17 protein-coding genes and 1 tRNA gene are annotated in these 15,760 nt (G+C 44.6%); 1 reads left to right on the top strand and 17 read right to left on the bottom strand.

What is annotated here, in order from left to right; translation table 11 throughout:
- Nucleotides 1-20: 20 nt before the first annotated feature.
- From E7008_00530 to E7008_00500, 7 genes are all read right to left on the bottom strand, one after another.
- Nucleotides 21-548, bottom strand: a complete 528-nt coding sequence (locus E7008_00530; protein MBE6456416.1) for a hypothetical protein — start codon at nucleotides 546-548, stop codon at nucleotides 21-23.
- Between the two features lie 370 nt (nucleotides 549-918).
- A complete protein-coding gene (locus tag E7008_00525) occupies nucleotides 919-1,578 on the bottom strand; it encodes an RlmE family RNA methyltransferase (protein MBE6456415.1) in 660 nt (219 codons plus the stop codon).
- Nucleotides 1,578-1,847 carry a hypothetical protein gene (locus E7008_00520; GenBank protein ID MBE6456414.1) on the bottom strand — a complete coding sequence of 90 codons (270 nt, stop codon included), beginning with the start codon at nucleotides 1,845-1,847 and terminating at the stop codon, nucleotides 1,578-1,580. Before E7008_00520 ends, E7008_00525 begins: the two co-directional genes overlap by 1 nt.
- Nucleotides 1,848-1,898: 51 nt before the next feature.
- Nucleotides 1,899-2,426 (bottom strand): hypothetical protein, encoded by a 528-nt coding sequence (locus tag E7008_00515; protein ID MBE6456413.1) that lies wholly within the window; start codon nucleotides 2,424-2,426, stop codon nucleotides 1,899-1,901.
- 2 nt (nucleotides 2,427-2,428) lie between these two features.
- Nucleotides 2,429-5,299, bottom strand: a complete 2,871-nt coding sequence (uvrA, locus tag E7008_00510; protein ID MBE6456412.1) for an excinuclease ABC subunit UvrA — start codon at nucleotides 5,297-5,299, stop codon at nucleotides 2,429-2,431.
- Nucleotides 5,300-5,375: 76 nt separating this feature from the next.
- Nucleotides 5,376-6,248, bottom strand: coding sequence for a DUF4115 domain-containing protein (locus tag E7008_00505; protein MBE6456411.1), 873 nt, complete (start codon nucleotides 6,246-6,248; stop codon nucleotides 5,376-5,378).
- Between the two features lie 30 nt (nucleotides 6,249-6,278).
- Nucleotides 6,279-7,190, bottom strand: coding sequence for a tRNA dihydrouridine synthase DusB (locus E7008_00500; GenBank protein ID MBE6456410.1), 912 nt, complete (start codon nucleotides 7,188-7,190; stop codon nucleotides 6,279-6,281).
- A 19-nt stretch (nucleotides 7,191-7,209) separates the two neighbouring features.
- Between E7008_00500 and E7008_00495 the strand changes: the two genes are divergently transcribed.
- On the top strand, nucleotides 7,210-7,536 hold the full coding sequence (locus tag E7008_00495; GenBank protein MBE6456409.1) for a hypothetical protein: 327 nt from the start codon (nucleotides 7,210-7,212) through the stop codon (nucleotides 7,534-7,536).
- Nucleotides 7,537-7,543: 7 nt separating this feature from the next.
- Here the strand turns inward: E7008_00495 and E7008_00490 are convergent, their stop codons facing one another.
- From E7008_00490 to E7008_00445, 10 genes are all read right to left on the bottom strand, one after another.
- Nucleotides 7,544-7,834 (bottom strand): hypothetical protein, encoded by a 291-nt coding sequence (locus E7008_00490; GenBank protein ID MBE6456408.1) that lies wholly within the window; start codon nucleotides 7,832-7,834, stop codon nucleotides 7,544-7,546.
- Nucleotides 7,835-7,844: 10 nt separating this feature from the next.
- Nucleotides 7,845-8,243: a hypothetical protein gene (locus E7008_00485; GenBank protein MBE6456407.1), complete on the bottom strand. Its 399-nt coding sequence runs from the start codon at nucleotides 8,241-8,243 to the stop codon at nucleotides 7,845-7,847.
- Between the two features lie 17 nt (nucleotides 8,244-8,260).
- Nucleotides 8,261-8,716: a hypothetical protein gene (locus E7008_00480; GenBank protein MBE6456406.1), complete on the bottom strand. Its 456-nt coding sequence runs from the start codon at nucleotides 8,714-8,716 to the stop codon at nucleotides 8,261-8,263.
- A 299-nt stretch (nucleotides 8,717-9,015) separates the two neighbouring features.
- Complete coding sequence (locus E7008_00475; GenBank protein ID MBE6456405.1) at nucleotides 9,016-9,492, bottom strand: tryptophan-rich sensory protein; 477 nt, start codon at nucleotides 9,490-9,492, stop codon at nucleotides 9,016-9,018.
- A gap of 122 nt (nucleotides 9,493-9,614) precedes the next feature.
- Nucleotides 9,615-10,754: a hypothetical protein gene (locus E7008_00470; GenBank protein MBE6456404.1), complete on the bottom strand. Its 1,140-nt coding sequence runs from the start codon at nucleotides 10,752-10,754 to the stop codon at nucleotides 9,615-9,617.
- A 498-nt stretch (nucleotides 10,755-11,252) separates the two neighbouring features.
- Nucleotides 11,253-11,329, bottom strand: a tRNA-Arg gene (locus E7008_00465).
- Between the two features lie 18 nt (nucleotides 11,330-11,347).
- Nucleotides 11,348-12,625 (bottom strand): hypothetical protein, encoded by a 1,278-nt coding sequence (locus E7008_00460; protein MBE6456403.1) that lies wholly within the window; start codon nucleotides 12,623-12,625, stop codon nucleotides 11,348-11,350.
- A gap of 14 nt (nucleotides 12,626-12,639) precedes the next feature.
- Nucleotides 12,640-13,740: an ABC transporter permease gene (locus E7008_00455; GenBank protein ID MBE6456402.1), complete on the bottom strand. Its 1,101-nt coding sequence runs from the start codon at nucleotides 13,738-13,740 to the stop codon at nucleotides 12,640-12,642.
- Complete coding sequence (locus E7008_00450; protein ID MBE6456401.1) at nucleotides 13,737-14,858, bottom strand: ABC transporter permease; 1,122 nt, start codon at nucleotides 14,856-14,858, stop codon at nucleotides 13,737-13,739. Before E7008_00450 ends, E7008_00455 begins: the two co-directional genes overlap by 4 nt.
- Nucleotides 14,855-15,760 carry an ABC transporter ATP-binding protein gene (locus E7008_00445; GenBank protein ID MBE6456400.1) on the bottom strand — a complete coding sequence of 302 codons (906 nt, stop codon included), beginning with the start codon at nucleotides 15,758-15,760 and terminating at the stop codon, nucleotides 14,855-14,857. Before E7008_00445 ends, E7008_00450 begins: the two co-directional genes overlap by 4 nt.

The following is a 15,760-nucleotide window of genomic DNA, read 5'->3' as shown; positions in this document are numbered from 1 at the left end:
TCCCCCATTCGGGGGATTTTTTAATTGGAATAATAACATTTTGACGTAAATTCAAATGTTCCTGTCCCATCTGAATCCTCGTATCCCTTGTCGGCTGGAACATAACAATCTGTCTTGGACGGGGCATTGCCAGAATAACTGCTTGCGTTTCCTGCCACCGGTCCCTCCGTCGTTCCATAAACCGTTCCAGACGCATCGCTAAACTGCGGACATCGTGAACAACTGCACGTCGTAATATCGGTATTATCGCTACATTCGCCATAATACCCTGGACAGCACGCATAACGGACATCCGCATTAATTAATTGACCACACGAACCATACAACGACCCAGACACAAAGTTGCATGTGTGCGTGAACGAATGCTTCATGATACCCACATACGTTTTCAGTCCAACCGTAATCGTGGGACAAGTAAGCCCAATCGTAATTCCCCCAGATGGACTTGTACTTTCGCAATCAACATCATAAAAACAACTTGCCCCATGTGCCACGGGCGCAACAAACGTCGCACACAGGGCACAAATAAAAATATGTTTATTTCTCATTTGTTCAATCTCCTGATTTTTTTGTTAAACAAAAACCGTCATTTTTTTGACGGTCAGGAGGTTGAGAACAATCCTTTGAATTGTGTGCTTATTTATATATATCGCAACCCTCCTGACCCAATGGGGTATCAGGAGTTTTTTTATTTTTCATCTGACAAAAAACACGCCATCTTTGGCGCGTCCATAACATTTCTCAGACGCAAAGGAACGGGTTCTCACACCCCGTCATCGGAACACCCGACGACACATTCATTATACGCCATAGTTGTTATAAATTCAATTACTTAGATAAACTTTTATTTATCTAAATATTAATTGCTCTTTGCGCTTTGCTATTTGCACTTTGAAAAAATCCCCCAAACGGGGGATGTTATCCACGAAACCCAAGCGCAACTATAAACATTTCCACGCTGTCCTTGCGCGAAGACGGCGGTTTTATATGGTGAACATATTCAAAATGTTCCTTGATTTGTTTCAGCAAATCCTGGGTTGTGCCACCTGTAAATGACTTGCACACAAATGTTCCACCCGGTTTTAATGCACGCAACGCAAAATCAAACGCATATTCCAGCAACACCATCTGACGAATATGGTCGGTTTTTTTATGTCCCACTGTATTAGGTGCCATATCCGACACAATCACATCTGCAGTGCCCGCGCCAATTTCATCGGGTTGTAATCCCAACTTGTCTTCCAGCCAACGCAATGCCGCATCAGATGTAAAGTCGCCCTGATACGTTTCCACACCGACGATTGGTGAAATTTCCAGCAAATCCATCGCAAACACACGCGATTTTGGATATGTTCGCGCAATATATTGCGACCACGACCCCGGTGCCGCCCCCAGGTCAACCACCACCTGGCCATTGCGCAGAAACTTGAACTTTTCGTTCATTTCAATCAGTTTATATGCCGCACGCGCCCGATAACCTTCTTTTTGCGCCCGTGCAACATATGGATCTGCCGCCTGGCGTTGCAACCAGGCGACCGATGATTTTTTACTAGCAATCTTTTTATTGGTTATTTTCATTATTTTTGACGTGCTAAGTGTACTTTACGCTGTTTGGCAATTTTATCCTGATAGTACTTCACCGTCTGCTTTGCGGCATTTTCTGGACTGCCATATTGTGTCCACAAATGTTCATCTTCCATGCCAAAAAATAATTCATCTGAACCATGATGTGTGTACTTTACAACCACTTTGTACCCACGCACACGACCATTTTTATCATATGTTTCGCCTGGGCCACCAACGGCTTCGATGCTCCAATCAAACAATTTTTTCCAATTTATCTTCATCTTATATCCTTTGAGTTTTTTGTGTACTACACCCTCTCTCTAAAAAAGACATTACAACCCCTGTGGTTTTGGACCGGGCTGTTGCTGCATTTTCTGCATTACGGCCTCCATACCACCCATACGTTGAATCATTGCCATCTGTTGCTTCATCTTGGTGTACTGTTTGATGATATGTTCCACATCACGCACGGTACATTTTGCGGTTTCTGCGATACGCGCCTTGGCATTGGCAAAAACTTTTTCTGGTTCTGCGCGTTCAGCCGGTGTCATTGCTTCCAGTATTTTAATCTGGGCATCAACACTGCCATCTTTAATCTTTTCCTTCATCGCAGACACTGCGCCACTCATTCCCGGCACCATTTTCAACAGACCGCTAAAATTACTCATTTTTTTGATTTGCTTTAATTGGGCCAACATATCATTCATATCAAATTCACCGCTCATCATGCGCTGGGCGGTTTCTTTCATTCCGGCCGGCATTTTATCCACCCCCAGGTCCTTTTCCGCCGCCTTGATATCTGCATCAGTAATATTACTGTTTACCTGCGCTTTGTCTTTCTTTTTACCAAAACCAAACATAACTACTCCTTTTTCGCATTTATTTTACTATTTTTTGCTGGTTTGTCCAGATACCGCTGTAAATATTTTCCGGTCTGCGATTCTGCCACATCCGCCACCTGCTCTGGCGTACCAGTTGCAATAACACGACCACCACCTGCGCCACCTACCGGCCCCAAATCAACAATCCAGTCTGCGGTTTTAATTACTTCCAGATTATGTTCAATAACGATAACTGTATTGCCCTGCTCGACCAATTCATGCAAAACAGACAACAGCATCTTGATATCCTCAAAGTGCAAACCCGTCGTTGGTTCATCCAAAATATAGATTGTTTCGCCTGTACTGCGTGCCGCCAATTCTTTGGACAGTTTTATACGCTGTGCTTCGCCCCCGGACAAATCCAACGAACTTTGTCCCAATTTAATATAATCCAATCCAACACGCTTTAACAATTCCAATTTACGTGCAATTTTTGGCACATTAACAAAGAATCTGTACGCTTCTTCAACCGTCATATTCAAAACATCTGCGATTGATTTGCCCTTGTACTTAACCGCCAATGTTTCTTCGTTATAACGACTGCCACGGCAACAATCACATTCAACATACACATCGGCCAAGAAATTCATTTCAATTTTAATCTGGCCATCACCCTGGCACGCCTCACATCGCCCACCCTTGACGTTAAATGAAAATCGTCCCGGCCCATACCCGCGCGCCTTGGCATCTGGCAATCCCGCAAAGAAATCACGAATATCACCAAACACACCGGTATATGTTGCTGGATTACTGCGTGGGCTGCGCCCAATTGGGGATTGATCGATATCGACAACCTTGTCTACATTTTCCATCCCACGAATAATATCGTGCGTCCCTGTTTCCATTTTAGAATTATACAGCGCACGCATTAAAGCTGGATATAATGTATTCAGCAACAACGTCGATTTACCTGACCCCGACACACCTGTCAGTGCGATAAATTTCCCCAACGGAAATTCAACTGTCACATTTTTCAGGTTATTTCCACGCGCCCCTTCTATGACAATCGATTTACCATTACCAGCGCGACGTTTTGTCGGCACTTCAATTTTGCGCGCACCTGATAAATATTGCCCTGTTATAGAATCCTTGTTCTTAATCACCTGGGCTGGTGTACCATGCGCGATAACATTACCACCGTTAATACCTGCGCCACGACCAATATCAACCAAGTAATCCGCCGCACGCATCGCATCTTCGTCATGTTCCACAACGATAACGGTATTATCCTTGTCGCGCAGCATTTTCAACGTTTCCAACAGTTTATCATTATCCGCCTGATGCAATCCGATTGACGGTTCATCCAACACATACAGAACACCCGACAGACCGCTGCCAATTTGCGACGCCAAACGAATTCGTTGCGCTTCACCCCCCGACAACGTTCCCGCCATCCGCGACAGTGTTAAATACCCCAGCCCCACGTTTTGCAGGAAATATAATCTGTCTGTTATTTCACGCAGAACGATTCGTGCAATATCATTATCCTTTTGCGACAAATGGTTTGGCAAATCACGGAACCAATTTAAACAATCATCCACCGACATATCACAAACATCCATAATATCCGCATCATTTATGCGCACACACAACGCATGGATATTCAGTCGTTTACCATGACACACTGGACACGGCTTTTCAGATTGATACTTTGCCAATTCCGTGCGCATTGCCTCGGAATCAGATTCACGCCAACGCCGTTCGATATTTGGGATAACACCTTCGTATGGTTTTTCATAAACGAACCCATTCCAGTTTATCTTAATCGGTTCATCACCACTGCCATACAAAACCAAATCTTTTTGTTCTGATGTCAATGTATGCCATGGCTTAGACAATGGAATCTTGAATTTTTTATGTAACGCGTCTAACAAATGTTCGAACTGACTTAACATCCCGCCACGCGACCACGGCGCAATCGCCCCGCCCAGGATTGACTTTGATGGATCTGGCACGACCAAATCCGGTGACATATTCAATTGCACACCCAACCCGTCACAGTTCTGACACGCCCCCATTGGCGCATTAAATGAAAACAATCGCGGTTCAATTTTTGGTACTGTAAACCCACTGACCGGGCACGCATAATTTTGGGAATACAGTGTATCTTCGTTCGTATCCAAACGCCGCACCAACACCGACCCCGGCACCAGACGCAATGCCCCTTCAAACGACGCATATAAACGCGAGCGAAACTCTTCGGTATCTGAATCAGTCGGTGGCATCTGCAAACGATCAACAATTACAAAAATATTATGTTTTTTATTTTTATCCAATGGCGCAACCGCTGACAAATCCACCAGTTCCCCATCAATAATTGCGCGTTGATACCCCTGCTTGACCAAGAACGCCAATTCTTTTCTATATTCGCCTTTGCGTTCGCGCACCAATGGCGCCATTATAAATATTTTTGTATCCGCCGGAATTTTCATAGTCCAATCGACCATTTCTGCGACCGACTGTGACTTAATGGGTTTACCCGTCACTGGCGAATGCGGCACACCAATACGTGCCCACAACAATCGCAGGTAATCATAAACCTCGGTCACAGTACCAACGGTCGATCGCGGATTTTTTGACGTTGTTTTCTGTTCAATTGAAATCGCTGGGGCCAACCCTTCTATCAAATCCACATCAGGCTTTTTCTGCATATCCAAGAACTGTCGTGCATAACTGGACAGCGATTCGACATATCTGCGCTGGCCTTCGGCATAAATGGTATTAAACGCCAACGACGATTTTCCCGAACCGGAAACGCCTGTAAAGACAACCAACTTATTTTTTGGTATGTCTAAATCGATATTTTTAAGATTATTTTCGCGTGCCCCGCGAATTTTTATTATTCCTGCCATAGTACGAATATATATAGTTTACGTAAAACAAATTTCAATACAAAGGGCGAAAATTCCTTTCGCCCCTTTCTATATTTTATTTACCTGTTTTCATTAATTTTTCAGGCACCAGTTCCACACCAGAAACTTTCTTATATTCTGGGCCAACCTGGGGGGCTAATTTTCCACCAACCCACACATCAATTCCACCGGCGTTACCAAATGTCGCCTTGTACGTCCCTTTGACCGGCACATAATACACATCGCCCGGCATCAACACACGACTAATTTCTGTACGACCGCGCGCATCTTTGATTTCAACCCACGTTCCCGCTTCGCCGGTTTTTTTATTTGCCTGCAATATAATTTCCGCCGTGGCGCGATTATCTGTACCAAAACGTTCACGCACTGGCTGTTTGTATTCTGGTTCTTTGACCATATCTTCAACCGACACAACCACCTGGGCAGGTGTAACAACTTCATCTGTCTTTGACGGTGTCAGCATAACAACCGCAAACACAATCAACGCAATTGCAATAACGCCACCCACAAACCAAATCCAGTTCTGATAAACAAACTGATACGCCTTGCCAAATGCAACCTTGGCCCAACTTTCTTCTTGGATACTGGGCATTGCGCATGCACTTACATCATCATCATCATCGGACACACAGTCTGAAACCAGCCCCATTTCTTTTTTGATTTTTTCAACAACTTCGTCCGGATTTAATCCCAACTCCATCGCATAGTTGCGTGCAAAACCTAAGATATAAACGGGTTCTGGGATTACATCATACTGACCATTTTCCAGGGCCTCTAAAAATTCCTCACGAATACACAATTGTTTAGAAATTGTTGGAATTTCACGTTTTCTGCGCCCAGTTGTACGCGCATTACGCAACATTTCCCCCGCCGTCATAACCACCGGCGCGTCCACAACAACATCTGTATTTTCAATATTTTCTGTCATCTTTACCAATCCCCTAAAATTTTACCGTGCCTAAATGATACCCCAAAATTCACGAATTGCAACCTTTAACGCATCCGCACTATCCATTCTGTTAACCCTGATACGAAAATCCGACGAATTCGGCATACCTGCGCTGTACCACGCGGCGTGTTTTCTAAACATTGGGATTGCTGTTTTTTCGCCATAGTATTCAATCGCATATTCCAGATGTCGCAACGCAACATCCCCAACATTGTATGTTGGCGCACCACCGGCAATTTCCGCCAACGCCCACGGACGTCCCAATAATCCGCGCCCAATCATCACCCCCGCATAGCCCAATTTCTGAACCGCATTAACATCATCTGCAGTTTTAATATCACCATTTGCGATAATTGGAATCGGCGCATCCGACACATCTGGATGAACCGCATTCCCCAGATATAACTGCGCCCGCGTCCGCCCATGCAATGCAGCAAATCGCACGCCTGCATCTGCTGCAATATCAATCAAATCGCGCCAATCCCGATTATCATCATCCCACCCCAGCCGTGTTTTAATTGACACCGGAATATCAACCGCCCGCACAACAGCGCGCATAATTTTACCCGCCAACGCGTGATCCCGCATTAAATGCGCCCCCGCGCCGGCGCGTGTCGCAACCTTAGGCACGGGGCAGCCCATATTTATATCAATCCATTTTGCCCCCGCATCTGCCAAAATTCGCGCTGCATCCGCCATTAACCCCACATCCGCGCCAAAGATTTGCGCCCCAACATTCCCTTCGTCCGCATAGTTATCGAAATTCCGCAGGCAATTTTTATGCGCCCCCACCAACGAATGACACGAAATCATTTCCGTCACAATCGGCGCATTTGGGGAAAATTCACGAATGACGCGTCGAAACGGCCGGTCTGTAATCCCAGCCAATGGCGCAGCAAAAATTTGATTATCACTAAACATTTATGATATAATGCCATCCATGAAGGAAAAAATCAAAAATTTATTTCGTTTTTTAGGTTCAGCCTGGTCTGGTGGCGGACGTGGCAAACTGGGCATTGTTTTGGCATTATTTGCCGGTTTTATGTTCATCGGTATGTTTTGGGGCGATGTCAGTATCCAGCGTTTCGGATACAACGTATGGCAACTGGGCAACGAACGCGAGCAATTGGCATCTGAACAACAGACCCTGAACGAATTACACCGCCACATTGAACTGTTACAAAATTACAGTCCCGACTATGTCGAAGAATTGGGCCTAAAATACCTGAACATTGGCGACCCACATGTCAAGATATTAAAGATATAAGGCTACACTACTGCGACAGTCCACAAAAACCAGATATTTCGAATACGCCAGAAGCATCCTCTCCGATATAAACATCTGTTTCGCCATTATCATTAACGAACATGCCGCATGTCTGAGCACTGCTTGCATATTCACAAGGCAAAGACGCCACAACCAATTCAATCGTTCCCGCGGGGCAAGATGACTCATAATACCCGACATTTGGCCATAATTGTAACGTCCCTCTGCAAGCTGGTAAATCCGCTGCGTTTGCGCCAAACATACAGACAGTAAAACATAAAAGCAATACTTTTTTCATAAGAATCTCCTTATTTATACGATATCCAGTTAGTACCAGAATTTAACAACGCTTCACAAGCGCTAACACATCCTATTGTTCCTGCGGATGGATTATAACACCCACCGCCTGCAACGACCCAATCAGACAAGAAAGGGTAAGTTATACGACAAAAACACCTGCTGTTATCATTCAGATTTGTTGTGTTGTAAACAATGTCACCACCTGACAATTCTGTTCCACACATGCCAACGACATCAACGCGATTGCCACCACCACCGCACTTATACATTGCGGTAACACCTGTACTGTCTGTATAACTTGATGACGAATACTGGGAACAACCACTAATATCATATTGCAAACACGCAACCGAAAATGCATTTCCACATGACATCAAAAACATAAAAAAAACGAACAACTTTTTCATTATATTAACTCCATTTACTATTTATAAAACACGGAATAAGACAATATATTTTGTAATTCATATCGATTGCCAGTATCATTATAACCCCAGGTAATATAATTATCCGCAATTGACGCCAAGCACGCACGCGCACAATTTGTATAACAATCAGATAGTGATGTTGTTGACGCAGAACATTGACTGTTTATACTGCTGGCATTAGCAGTCCATTCCCCCATTGCATTAAAATATGGCCAGATTTGTCGACACGTACATGTCACACTACTACCACCAACACACTTGGCAAACCCAGCAACAACATCACCATATTGCCAATATGGATAATTGCTGCTCAGCAAGTTCCAGTCCATTCCCGAACATCTGCTTGATTGCGCTGGTATCGGTTCACTGGCTGCAACACATCCATATACACCAGCCGCCGCATCAGACACCATCAACAACACAACTGTCAAACATATTAGTTTTTGTTTCACGACTTCCTCCTTTTGTACAATTTCAAAAAACCACCATAAAACTAAGGTGGCCAGGAGGTTGGAAACAATTGTTGGAATTGTGTGCTTATTTATATATATCGCAACCCTCCTGACCAACAGTCAGGAGTAACTTCCGCCGCAATAAAAAACAGCGCAATCTGCGCCATTAACAAATATTCCGACGCCAACAAAGGGTTTCCACACCCCGCCAGCATAAAACACATGCTGACAACAGTCATTGTACCAATAAAAGTTTTATACTGCAACAAAAAAACCGGCAAAGCCGGCTTAAACAAAAATCAGTTCAAAATTAAAATCGTGCCGTTCAAATACGCTGCGAATATCAGCCACGCAATATACGGCCACACCAAAAATGATGCCCCCCGGCTGATTGGCTTGAACGCAATCGCCATCCAGAATGCCACCCCAACCAGTGCCACCACACAAATCATCGCCCAACCAACCATATGCAGGCCAAAGAACAGATAACTCCACAACGTATTCAAAATCATCTGAACAATAAACAGCGTATATGCCGTCGCCTTGTTCTGGCGCGTTTTGCCACTGCGCATAATTAAATACAGGGCTATCCCCAACAGAGTGTATAAAATCAGCCACGCGATACTAAACACCCACCCATTTGGGGTCAAAACCGACTGCGCCAATCCATTATACCAATCGTTTACACCCGGACTCATTGGTGAAAAGAATCCGCCAAAAATCCCCGGCACAAACGAAATCACAATTGCTAAAACAAATGTCAAAAATTTTTTCATTATTTCCTCCCTTTACATCACCCAGTATATCACACCGCGCCCCACCCCGCCCCAGGAACGATTCCCCAAAACACCGCAAAACAAAACCGCCGCAATCGCGACGGTTAAATTCTGGCATTTTATCATCTATTGGTGTATTTCAATAAAGACTCTAATTGATTGTCATTTAATAAAATAATACCACACGCATGCGCGGCTTGACGCGCCGATTTGGTGAACCCCGCATTAGAAATCACCACTCCATAATCTTTTTTATAAAAATCACGTCCCGCATTCGCTTCTTGAACAGCCTTATTGCCCACAGGTTTAGAATACATTTTGCATTGTATCGCAAATGACACACCGTCCTTACTGGCCAGAACATCTGCCCCCTGGTCACCTGACGCCTTGGTAGTACGCGCTTCAAACCCAAGTTTTTTCAAATTTGTAGCAATATGCCTCTCATATTGTTGCGGCGTTTCTTTCTGCTGGGCACTCTGTTTTCCTATCTTTGTAAAAGACTTATTTTTATAAACGGCATTTCTAAATGTAATATCGAACAAATTATCGATTATGGAGAAACACAGCACTTTGGCATTTGCCTTTAATATAATTTCTGCTCCCTTAACATCAAGAAATCCTTCCAAGTTAAAATACCCATCATAGAACGTTTCAAAAGCATCATTTTCTGGCACAGCGTCTTCCAATAAAATACCTTTATCCATAGGTGGAAACCATTGCCGCAACACTTCAGCAGCAAAAAGCAAACCAGCTTCCAGAACATAACGCAAATCTGTACGCCACGCCGGCCATAGCTGCTCAACTTCTTTCCAAGACAGACCATTTTGTTTCATATATTGCCGAAGAACAATAACGTCACTAAATGAAGCGTGTCCAATAAACTCCTTCACAATCTGCTGATATCTATACTGAATTTCATCCTCAAAGACAATCTGATAAGAAAAGTTAATTAACTCCCTCTCAAAATCCGAAAGCTGCGCTCTACCATAATCATCAACAAATACAAGTTGAAAATATTTAGTTTCCAACACCTTATAGTATCTTTCCATACACTCATTAATCATATCTACATAATCTTGACGCCAAAGACCAACGTGCTTATTCAGTTTTTGCACAGACTTTTTCGTTGCTTTTATTAAAATTTCTAAATCTGACATTAATTTCTGTTTCCTTTTTTTGTCATCTAATGCCTCCTTAAATTCATAAAAGCAAAGAAGCAGATAAGCCAAAAAAAGACATAATATTACTATCAATACTTGCATTTTTGTCACCTATTTACATTTATTACTTTTCTTCGCACAATAATCTTTTGTATACGCAGCCAATGTCAAGATAGTAGAAACGCCCGCTGCCAACGACACAGAATAGGCAAATGCATAATAGACGCAACAGGACACACAAGCATACTCGCCCACAACAATAAGCAACATCGAAAAAATAAAAGTCAAAAGATTTTGATTAATTGACTGCTTCACGTTTACTCCACTCATTTTTTATCCTTTTTTAAACAAAAAACCACCTGACAAAGCGGGTGGTTGGAGGTTCGAAACTATAATGCTCAGAAAATAGCGGGCTTATTCAATATATTCACCGCCCTCCAACCATATTGGTTGGAGATATTTTCTACCTTCACAGGCACTGAGCATAAACGGGTTTCGACGCCCAACACAGCAATCGCCATGTCAAAGTATATACTACACCAAAAAATGACAAAAATCCAAACAAAAAACAAAACCGCCGCAATCGCGACGGTTAAATTCTGGCACGCCCTGGGGGATTCGAACCCTCGACCTGCAGATTAGAAATCTGATGCTCTATCCAGCTGAGCTAAGGGCGCAACGCCACCTATTTTATACTATTTTTCTGAAATATCAAGCCCCAGATTTTCTGGGGTTAATTCCCCAACCGCCGCCAATACTGCAAAGAACGCAGCAATTCGCGCATGTTTGGCACGTGTGTGCGCCACACGCGAATTCAGTAATTCTTGTTCCGCATTCAGCACATCCAACACCGTCCGTCGCCCATGCGCCTGACCGTCACGCACCCCATCCAGCGCAGACATATTCGCATCAACACTGGCCTGGGTCGCATTAATCGCATATTCCTGGGATTGATATATATTCCATGCCGCGTTCAGGTTTTCCACCACAACCCGTCGTGCGTTTATAATCTGTTCATGAATGCCGGCAATATTTGCGCGCACCCGATCGGCATTGGCAAATGCATTCCCCCGGTCATACAACGGCACACGCAGATATACGCCAATCCGACTGTCTGTTATATCATCCAAGAACGGCACATTATCCACCTGTTGTACCGCACCACGCACATCAATCGACGGCAACATAGATTTATATGCGATTTTTATGTTTTCACGGGTGGCGACTTCCTGGGCATCCAATGCCCGCAACACCGGATGATTTCGCAACGCATATTCTGTGGCATCACGCACAGATTCCGGAAACAAATCCGCAACGCGCGCCAAATTAATATCAACAAATTCCGCCGGCACATTGCCATAGATACGCCGAAACACTTCGATTGCGTTTTCATACTGTGCCACCGCATCCACAGTACCATATCGCGCCATTTCCAGACGCGCAGACGCCTGGGCAACATCTGTCTGGGTTAAATTTCCCACGTCCGCCGCATCGCGTACAAACGCATAATATTCCCCCAACACACGTTCATTGTTCCGATTTAAATCCATAACCGCACGCGCATTTAACACTTCTATATATGCGTTTATCGCACTCATCAGCACATCTTGTTCAATCGCGCACAAATTCGCACGCACCGCGTCATATTGTAACTGGGCCCCACGCACCTGGGCGAACATCGCCCCGCCCTGGAAAACATTTTGCTGAAATTCCAATCCATACTGCATTGGCGCATAATCAAAATCATACCCCAGTGCCGTTGTCCGCGCCATCCCAACATTACCCGTTATCCCCAAATATGGTTGCAAATCCGTCTTGGACGCATCAACGCCGGCACGCGCTGTGTCTAAATCCGCCCGTCCCTGGCCAATAACGGGATTGGCATCATACACATATTGTAATTCATAATACATATCCCCCCACGCCCCATCGGCAATTAACATCAATGTAATAAAATATATAAATCTTTTCATATATCGTCCCCCACTTACAAAGTCGTCTTGAACCGCCGCAATGCCACGACCCAAATGACCGCACCTGCCGCCACCATCGCCCCTGCGTGTCGTGCAAAGTACAGCCAATCAGGCCCTTTTAGCATAATATTGCGCACCAGAAACGAATAATGACTTAATGGATTTATATAACTTATCCAGCGCAAAACAATTGGCATGTTTTCCGTTGATATAATCGCGCCCGACAACATCAGCGACAAAAACGCCACGATAATCAGCCCCAACATCGCCTGTTGCTGGGTTTGCGTATATGTCGCCAACCAAACCCCAATCCCACACGCCGGCACACAAAACACCAAAAACGCTAACAAGAACATAAACTGCGACCCAACAAACGGCACACCAAATATTACAATCCCCGCAATGACAATCGTCAGCATTACTAAAAAAGACACCACTACATATGGCAAAACCTTGCCCAGGATAATATCGTATTTTGATACCGGCGCCGATATCAACGTTTCCATTGTACCTGTTTCTTTTTCCTTGGTAATCGACACAGAAATCAATATCAACAATGCCAAGAACACCAAAATCGCAACCATTGACGGCACCATAAAAAATTTAGTATTTAATTGCGGATTAAACAGCACCCGCACATTAAAATCGATTGGCCGACGCCCCACCCCATGCGTTTCATCAATCAACACACGCGCAATTATGGCGCGCAAATATGCCTCGATACTGTGTGCCTTTAATATATTCATAGAATCAATCAGTATCTGAATTTCCGCACCCCCACGCACCAAACTGCGTGTCAGGCCACCATCCGGCATAACAATCGCGACATCTGCCGCACCACTTTGCACCGCATCCACCGCCGCCCGATTCGCATCCACGCCCGCATCAACAAAGAACCCTGAACCAATCGCCCGATTATAAATCCGTTCCGCCACAACATCATTTGGTGCACTTTTTATAACCAACCGCAAATTATCCGCCTGAAACGTAATCGCCCCCGACAATAAAATCATCTGAACCACAGGCATAATCAACACCGCCACCATCAGCACCGGCGACCGCAACAGTGCAATTATTTCCTTTTTAAAAAATCCATACAGCACGCCCAATTTCATTCCAGCGACCTTTTAAACCGAAACACACTTAATACCAATATCACCAACGCCTGGACCGCCAACACCGCATACAGCCACCAAATATCGAAAAACAAACTGCCCTTTAAAAATTGGTCACGCGTTATATCCATATAGAACCGCGCCGGAAATATCGACGACACAATCCGATATCCACGCGACATGTATTCAATTGGAAACACAAAACCTGATAAAATCACCGTCGGCAACAGACCAATTATCGCAGCGTATTGTATGGCAACCTCTTGGCGTTTGGTGGACACCGATATCAGCAGTCCAATCGCCAAATACCCTAATATAAACAGCCACGTTCCAAATATTAACTGCCAATACGCACCGACAAACGGCACCCCAAAAACAATTCGTGCAATGATAAACACCAACACAAATCCAACAAAACTAAGCACAGCATATGGCGCAACCTTGCCCACAATAATATCCAGCCGCGTTGCCGGCGTCGACAACAGCATTTCCATCGACCCCCGTTCCCATTCACGACATATGGTCAGCGTTGTCAACATAATCGCCACCAGCGCAATTATCACCGCACTTAATCCCGGCACTGCAAACCACCGCGAATTCAATTCCGGATTAAACAGATATCGCACCTTGTACTGGGGATTTTGTTGCGTCATATTTACCGGCACATCCAAAATTTTAAAATACGCATTTTGATTTATCGTATTCAGATAATTAGACACAGACGACATCGTTGAGCTTTCCGTACCATCAACCAGAACCTGTACCAACGCACCATCACCCATAACATCCTTTTCAAAACCGGGCGGCACAACCAACCCCACACGCGCCCGCCCAGCCACAACGTCATCATAAATATTGTCTGGGTTTGCGATATCATACGGCTTGAAATAATCAGAACTGCCAAATGTTTCGACCAATTTTCGTGATGCGCTGGTTTTATCAGCGTCGAAATACGCCATATCAATAGATTTAATATTAAACTCAATCGAACTGCCCAGTATCAGAACAATCGCCAACGGCAACATCAACGCCATCATCAATGTAAACGGATCGCGCCAGATATGTTTAAATTCTTTGAAAAATATTGCCCGCGTTCTGCGCCATGAAAATATTTTCATCTGCCGTCCCCTTCGACCAACTTTATAAACACATCTTCCAACGAAGGTTGTATTGGAACAATTTCCCAATCACGTTTCAGTTTTCGCAACTGCGCCACAACATTTACCCCATCACGAAACCGCAGATGAAATCCCGCCCCATACGGCTGCCAGATATCAATAGCATCTGGAATGGGCATCATCGGCCGCGCAACACGCGCCCGCAGGCCATACATCGTATCACCAAATGTTTTTTGCTTCAGACCATCTGGCGTATCAATCGCAATCAGTTCCCCCGCACGCATCAATGCAACGCGGGAACAATTTTCGGCTTCGTCCATATAGTGCGTGGTCACAAATATCGTCTTGCCACCCCGCGCCAGTTCACGTATCAATTTCCAAAATCGCATACGCGCATGCGGTGCAACACCCGCGGTTGGCTCGTCCAAGAACACAATCGCCGGATCGTGTAATAACGCAACCCCCAGCGCAACTGCCTGTTTAATGCCACCTGGCAAATCCTTGACCACTGTTTTCAATTTTCGATTAAAACCAATAAAGTTTAATAACATATCCCGACGCGCCACATATACCCCACGTTCAACACTGCGTAACGCCGCCGCAAAATCAAAGTTTTCACCAACCGATAAATCTTCATACAATGTAAATCGTTGTGACATATATCCAACACGCTGTTTAATATCATTGGCGTATTGTGGCTTAAATTCAATTCCATCTATTATCACCCGCCCATTTGTCGCCGGCAACAGACCACACAGCACCCGTATAGTCGTCGTCTTGCCCGCCCCATTTGCCCCCAGGAATCCAAATATCTCGCCCCGCCCCACATCAAACGACACATCCCGCACGGCATAAAAATTCCCAAATCGCACAGACATATTTTGAACACTTACCATCGGCAT

Source organism: Alphaproteobacteria bacterium (assembly GCA_015062495.1).
Lineage (GTDB): Bacteria > Pseudomonadota > Alphaproteobacteria > Rs-D84 > Rs-D84 > Enterousia.
Note: the sequence above shows the minus strand (reverse complement) of the source record. Positions and strands in the feature narration are given on the sequence as shown.

What these genes read in the sequence shown, in the direction of transcription:
- E7008_00530 (MBE6456416.1), bottom strand. Translation starts at nt 548, where the DNA reads ATGAGAAATAAACATATTTTTATTTGTGCCCTGTGTGCGACGTTTGTT.
- E7008_00525 (MBE6456415.1), bottom strand. Translation starts at nt 1,578, where the DNA reads ATGAAAATAACCAATAAAAAGATTGCTAGTAAAAAATCATCGGTCGCC.
- E7008_00520 (MBE6456414.1), bottom strand. Translation starts at nt 1,847, where the DNA reads ATGAAGATAAATTGGAAAAAATTGTTTGATTGGAGCATCGAAGCCGTT.
- E7008_00515 (MBE6456413.1), bottom strand. Translation starts at nt 2,426, where the DNA reads ATGTTTGGTTTTGGTAAAAAGAAAGACAAAGCGCAGGTAAACAGTAAT.
- uvrA (MBE6456412.1), bottom strand. Translation starts at nt 5,299, where the DNA reads ATGGCAGGAATAATAAAAATTCGCGGGGCACGCGAAAATAATCTTAAA.
- E7008_00505 (MBE6456411.1), bottom strand. Translation starts at nt 6,248, where the DNA reads ATGACAGAAAATATTGAAAATACAGATGTTGTTGTGGACGCGCCGGTG.
- E7008_00500 (MBE6456410.1), bottom strand. Translation starts at nt 7,190, where the DNA reads ATGTTTAGTGATAATCAAATTTTTGCTGCGCCATTGGCTGGGATTACA.
- E7008_00495 (MBE6456409.1), top strand. Translation starts at nt 7,210, where the DNA reads ATGAAGGAAAAAATCAAAAATTTATTTCGTTTTTTAGGTTCAGCCTGG.
- E7008_00490 (MBE6456408.1), bottom strand. Translation starts at nt 7,834, where the DNA reads ATGAAAAAAGTATTGCTTTTATGTTTTACTGTCTGTATGTTTGGCGCA.
- E7008_00485 (MBE6456407.1), bottom strand. Translation starts at nt 8,243, where the DNA reads ATGAAAAAGTTGTTCGTTTTTTTTATGTTTTTGATGTCATGTGGAAAT.
- E7008_00475 (MBE6456405.1), bottom strand. Translation starts at nt 9,492, where the DNA reads ATGAAAAAATTTTTGACATTTGTTTTAGCAATTGTGATTTCGTTTGTG.
- E7008_00470 (MBE6456404.1), bottom strand. Translation starts at nt 10,754, where the DNA reads ATGCAAGTATTGATAGTAATATTATGTCTTTTTTTGGCTTATCTGCTT.
- E7008_00460 (MBE6456403.1), bottom strand. Translation starts at nt 12,625, where the DNA reads ATGAAAAGATTTATATATTTTATTACATTGATGTTAATTGCCGATGGG.
- E7008_00455 (MBE6456402.1), bottom strand. Translation starts at nt 13,740, where the DNA reads ATGAAATTGGGCGTGCTGTATGGATTTTTTAAAAAGGAAATAATTGCA.
- E7008_00450 (MBE6456401.1), bottom strand. Translation starts at nt 14,858, where the DNA reads ATGAAAATATTTTCATGGCGCAGAACGCGGGCAATATTTTTCAAAGAA.
- E7008_00445 (MBE6456400.1), bottom strand. Translation starts at nt 15,760, where the DNA reads ATGCCGATGGTAAGTGTTCAAAATATGTCTGTGCGATTTGGGAATTTT.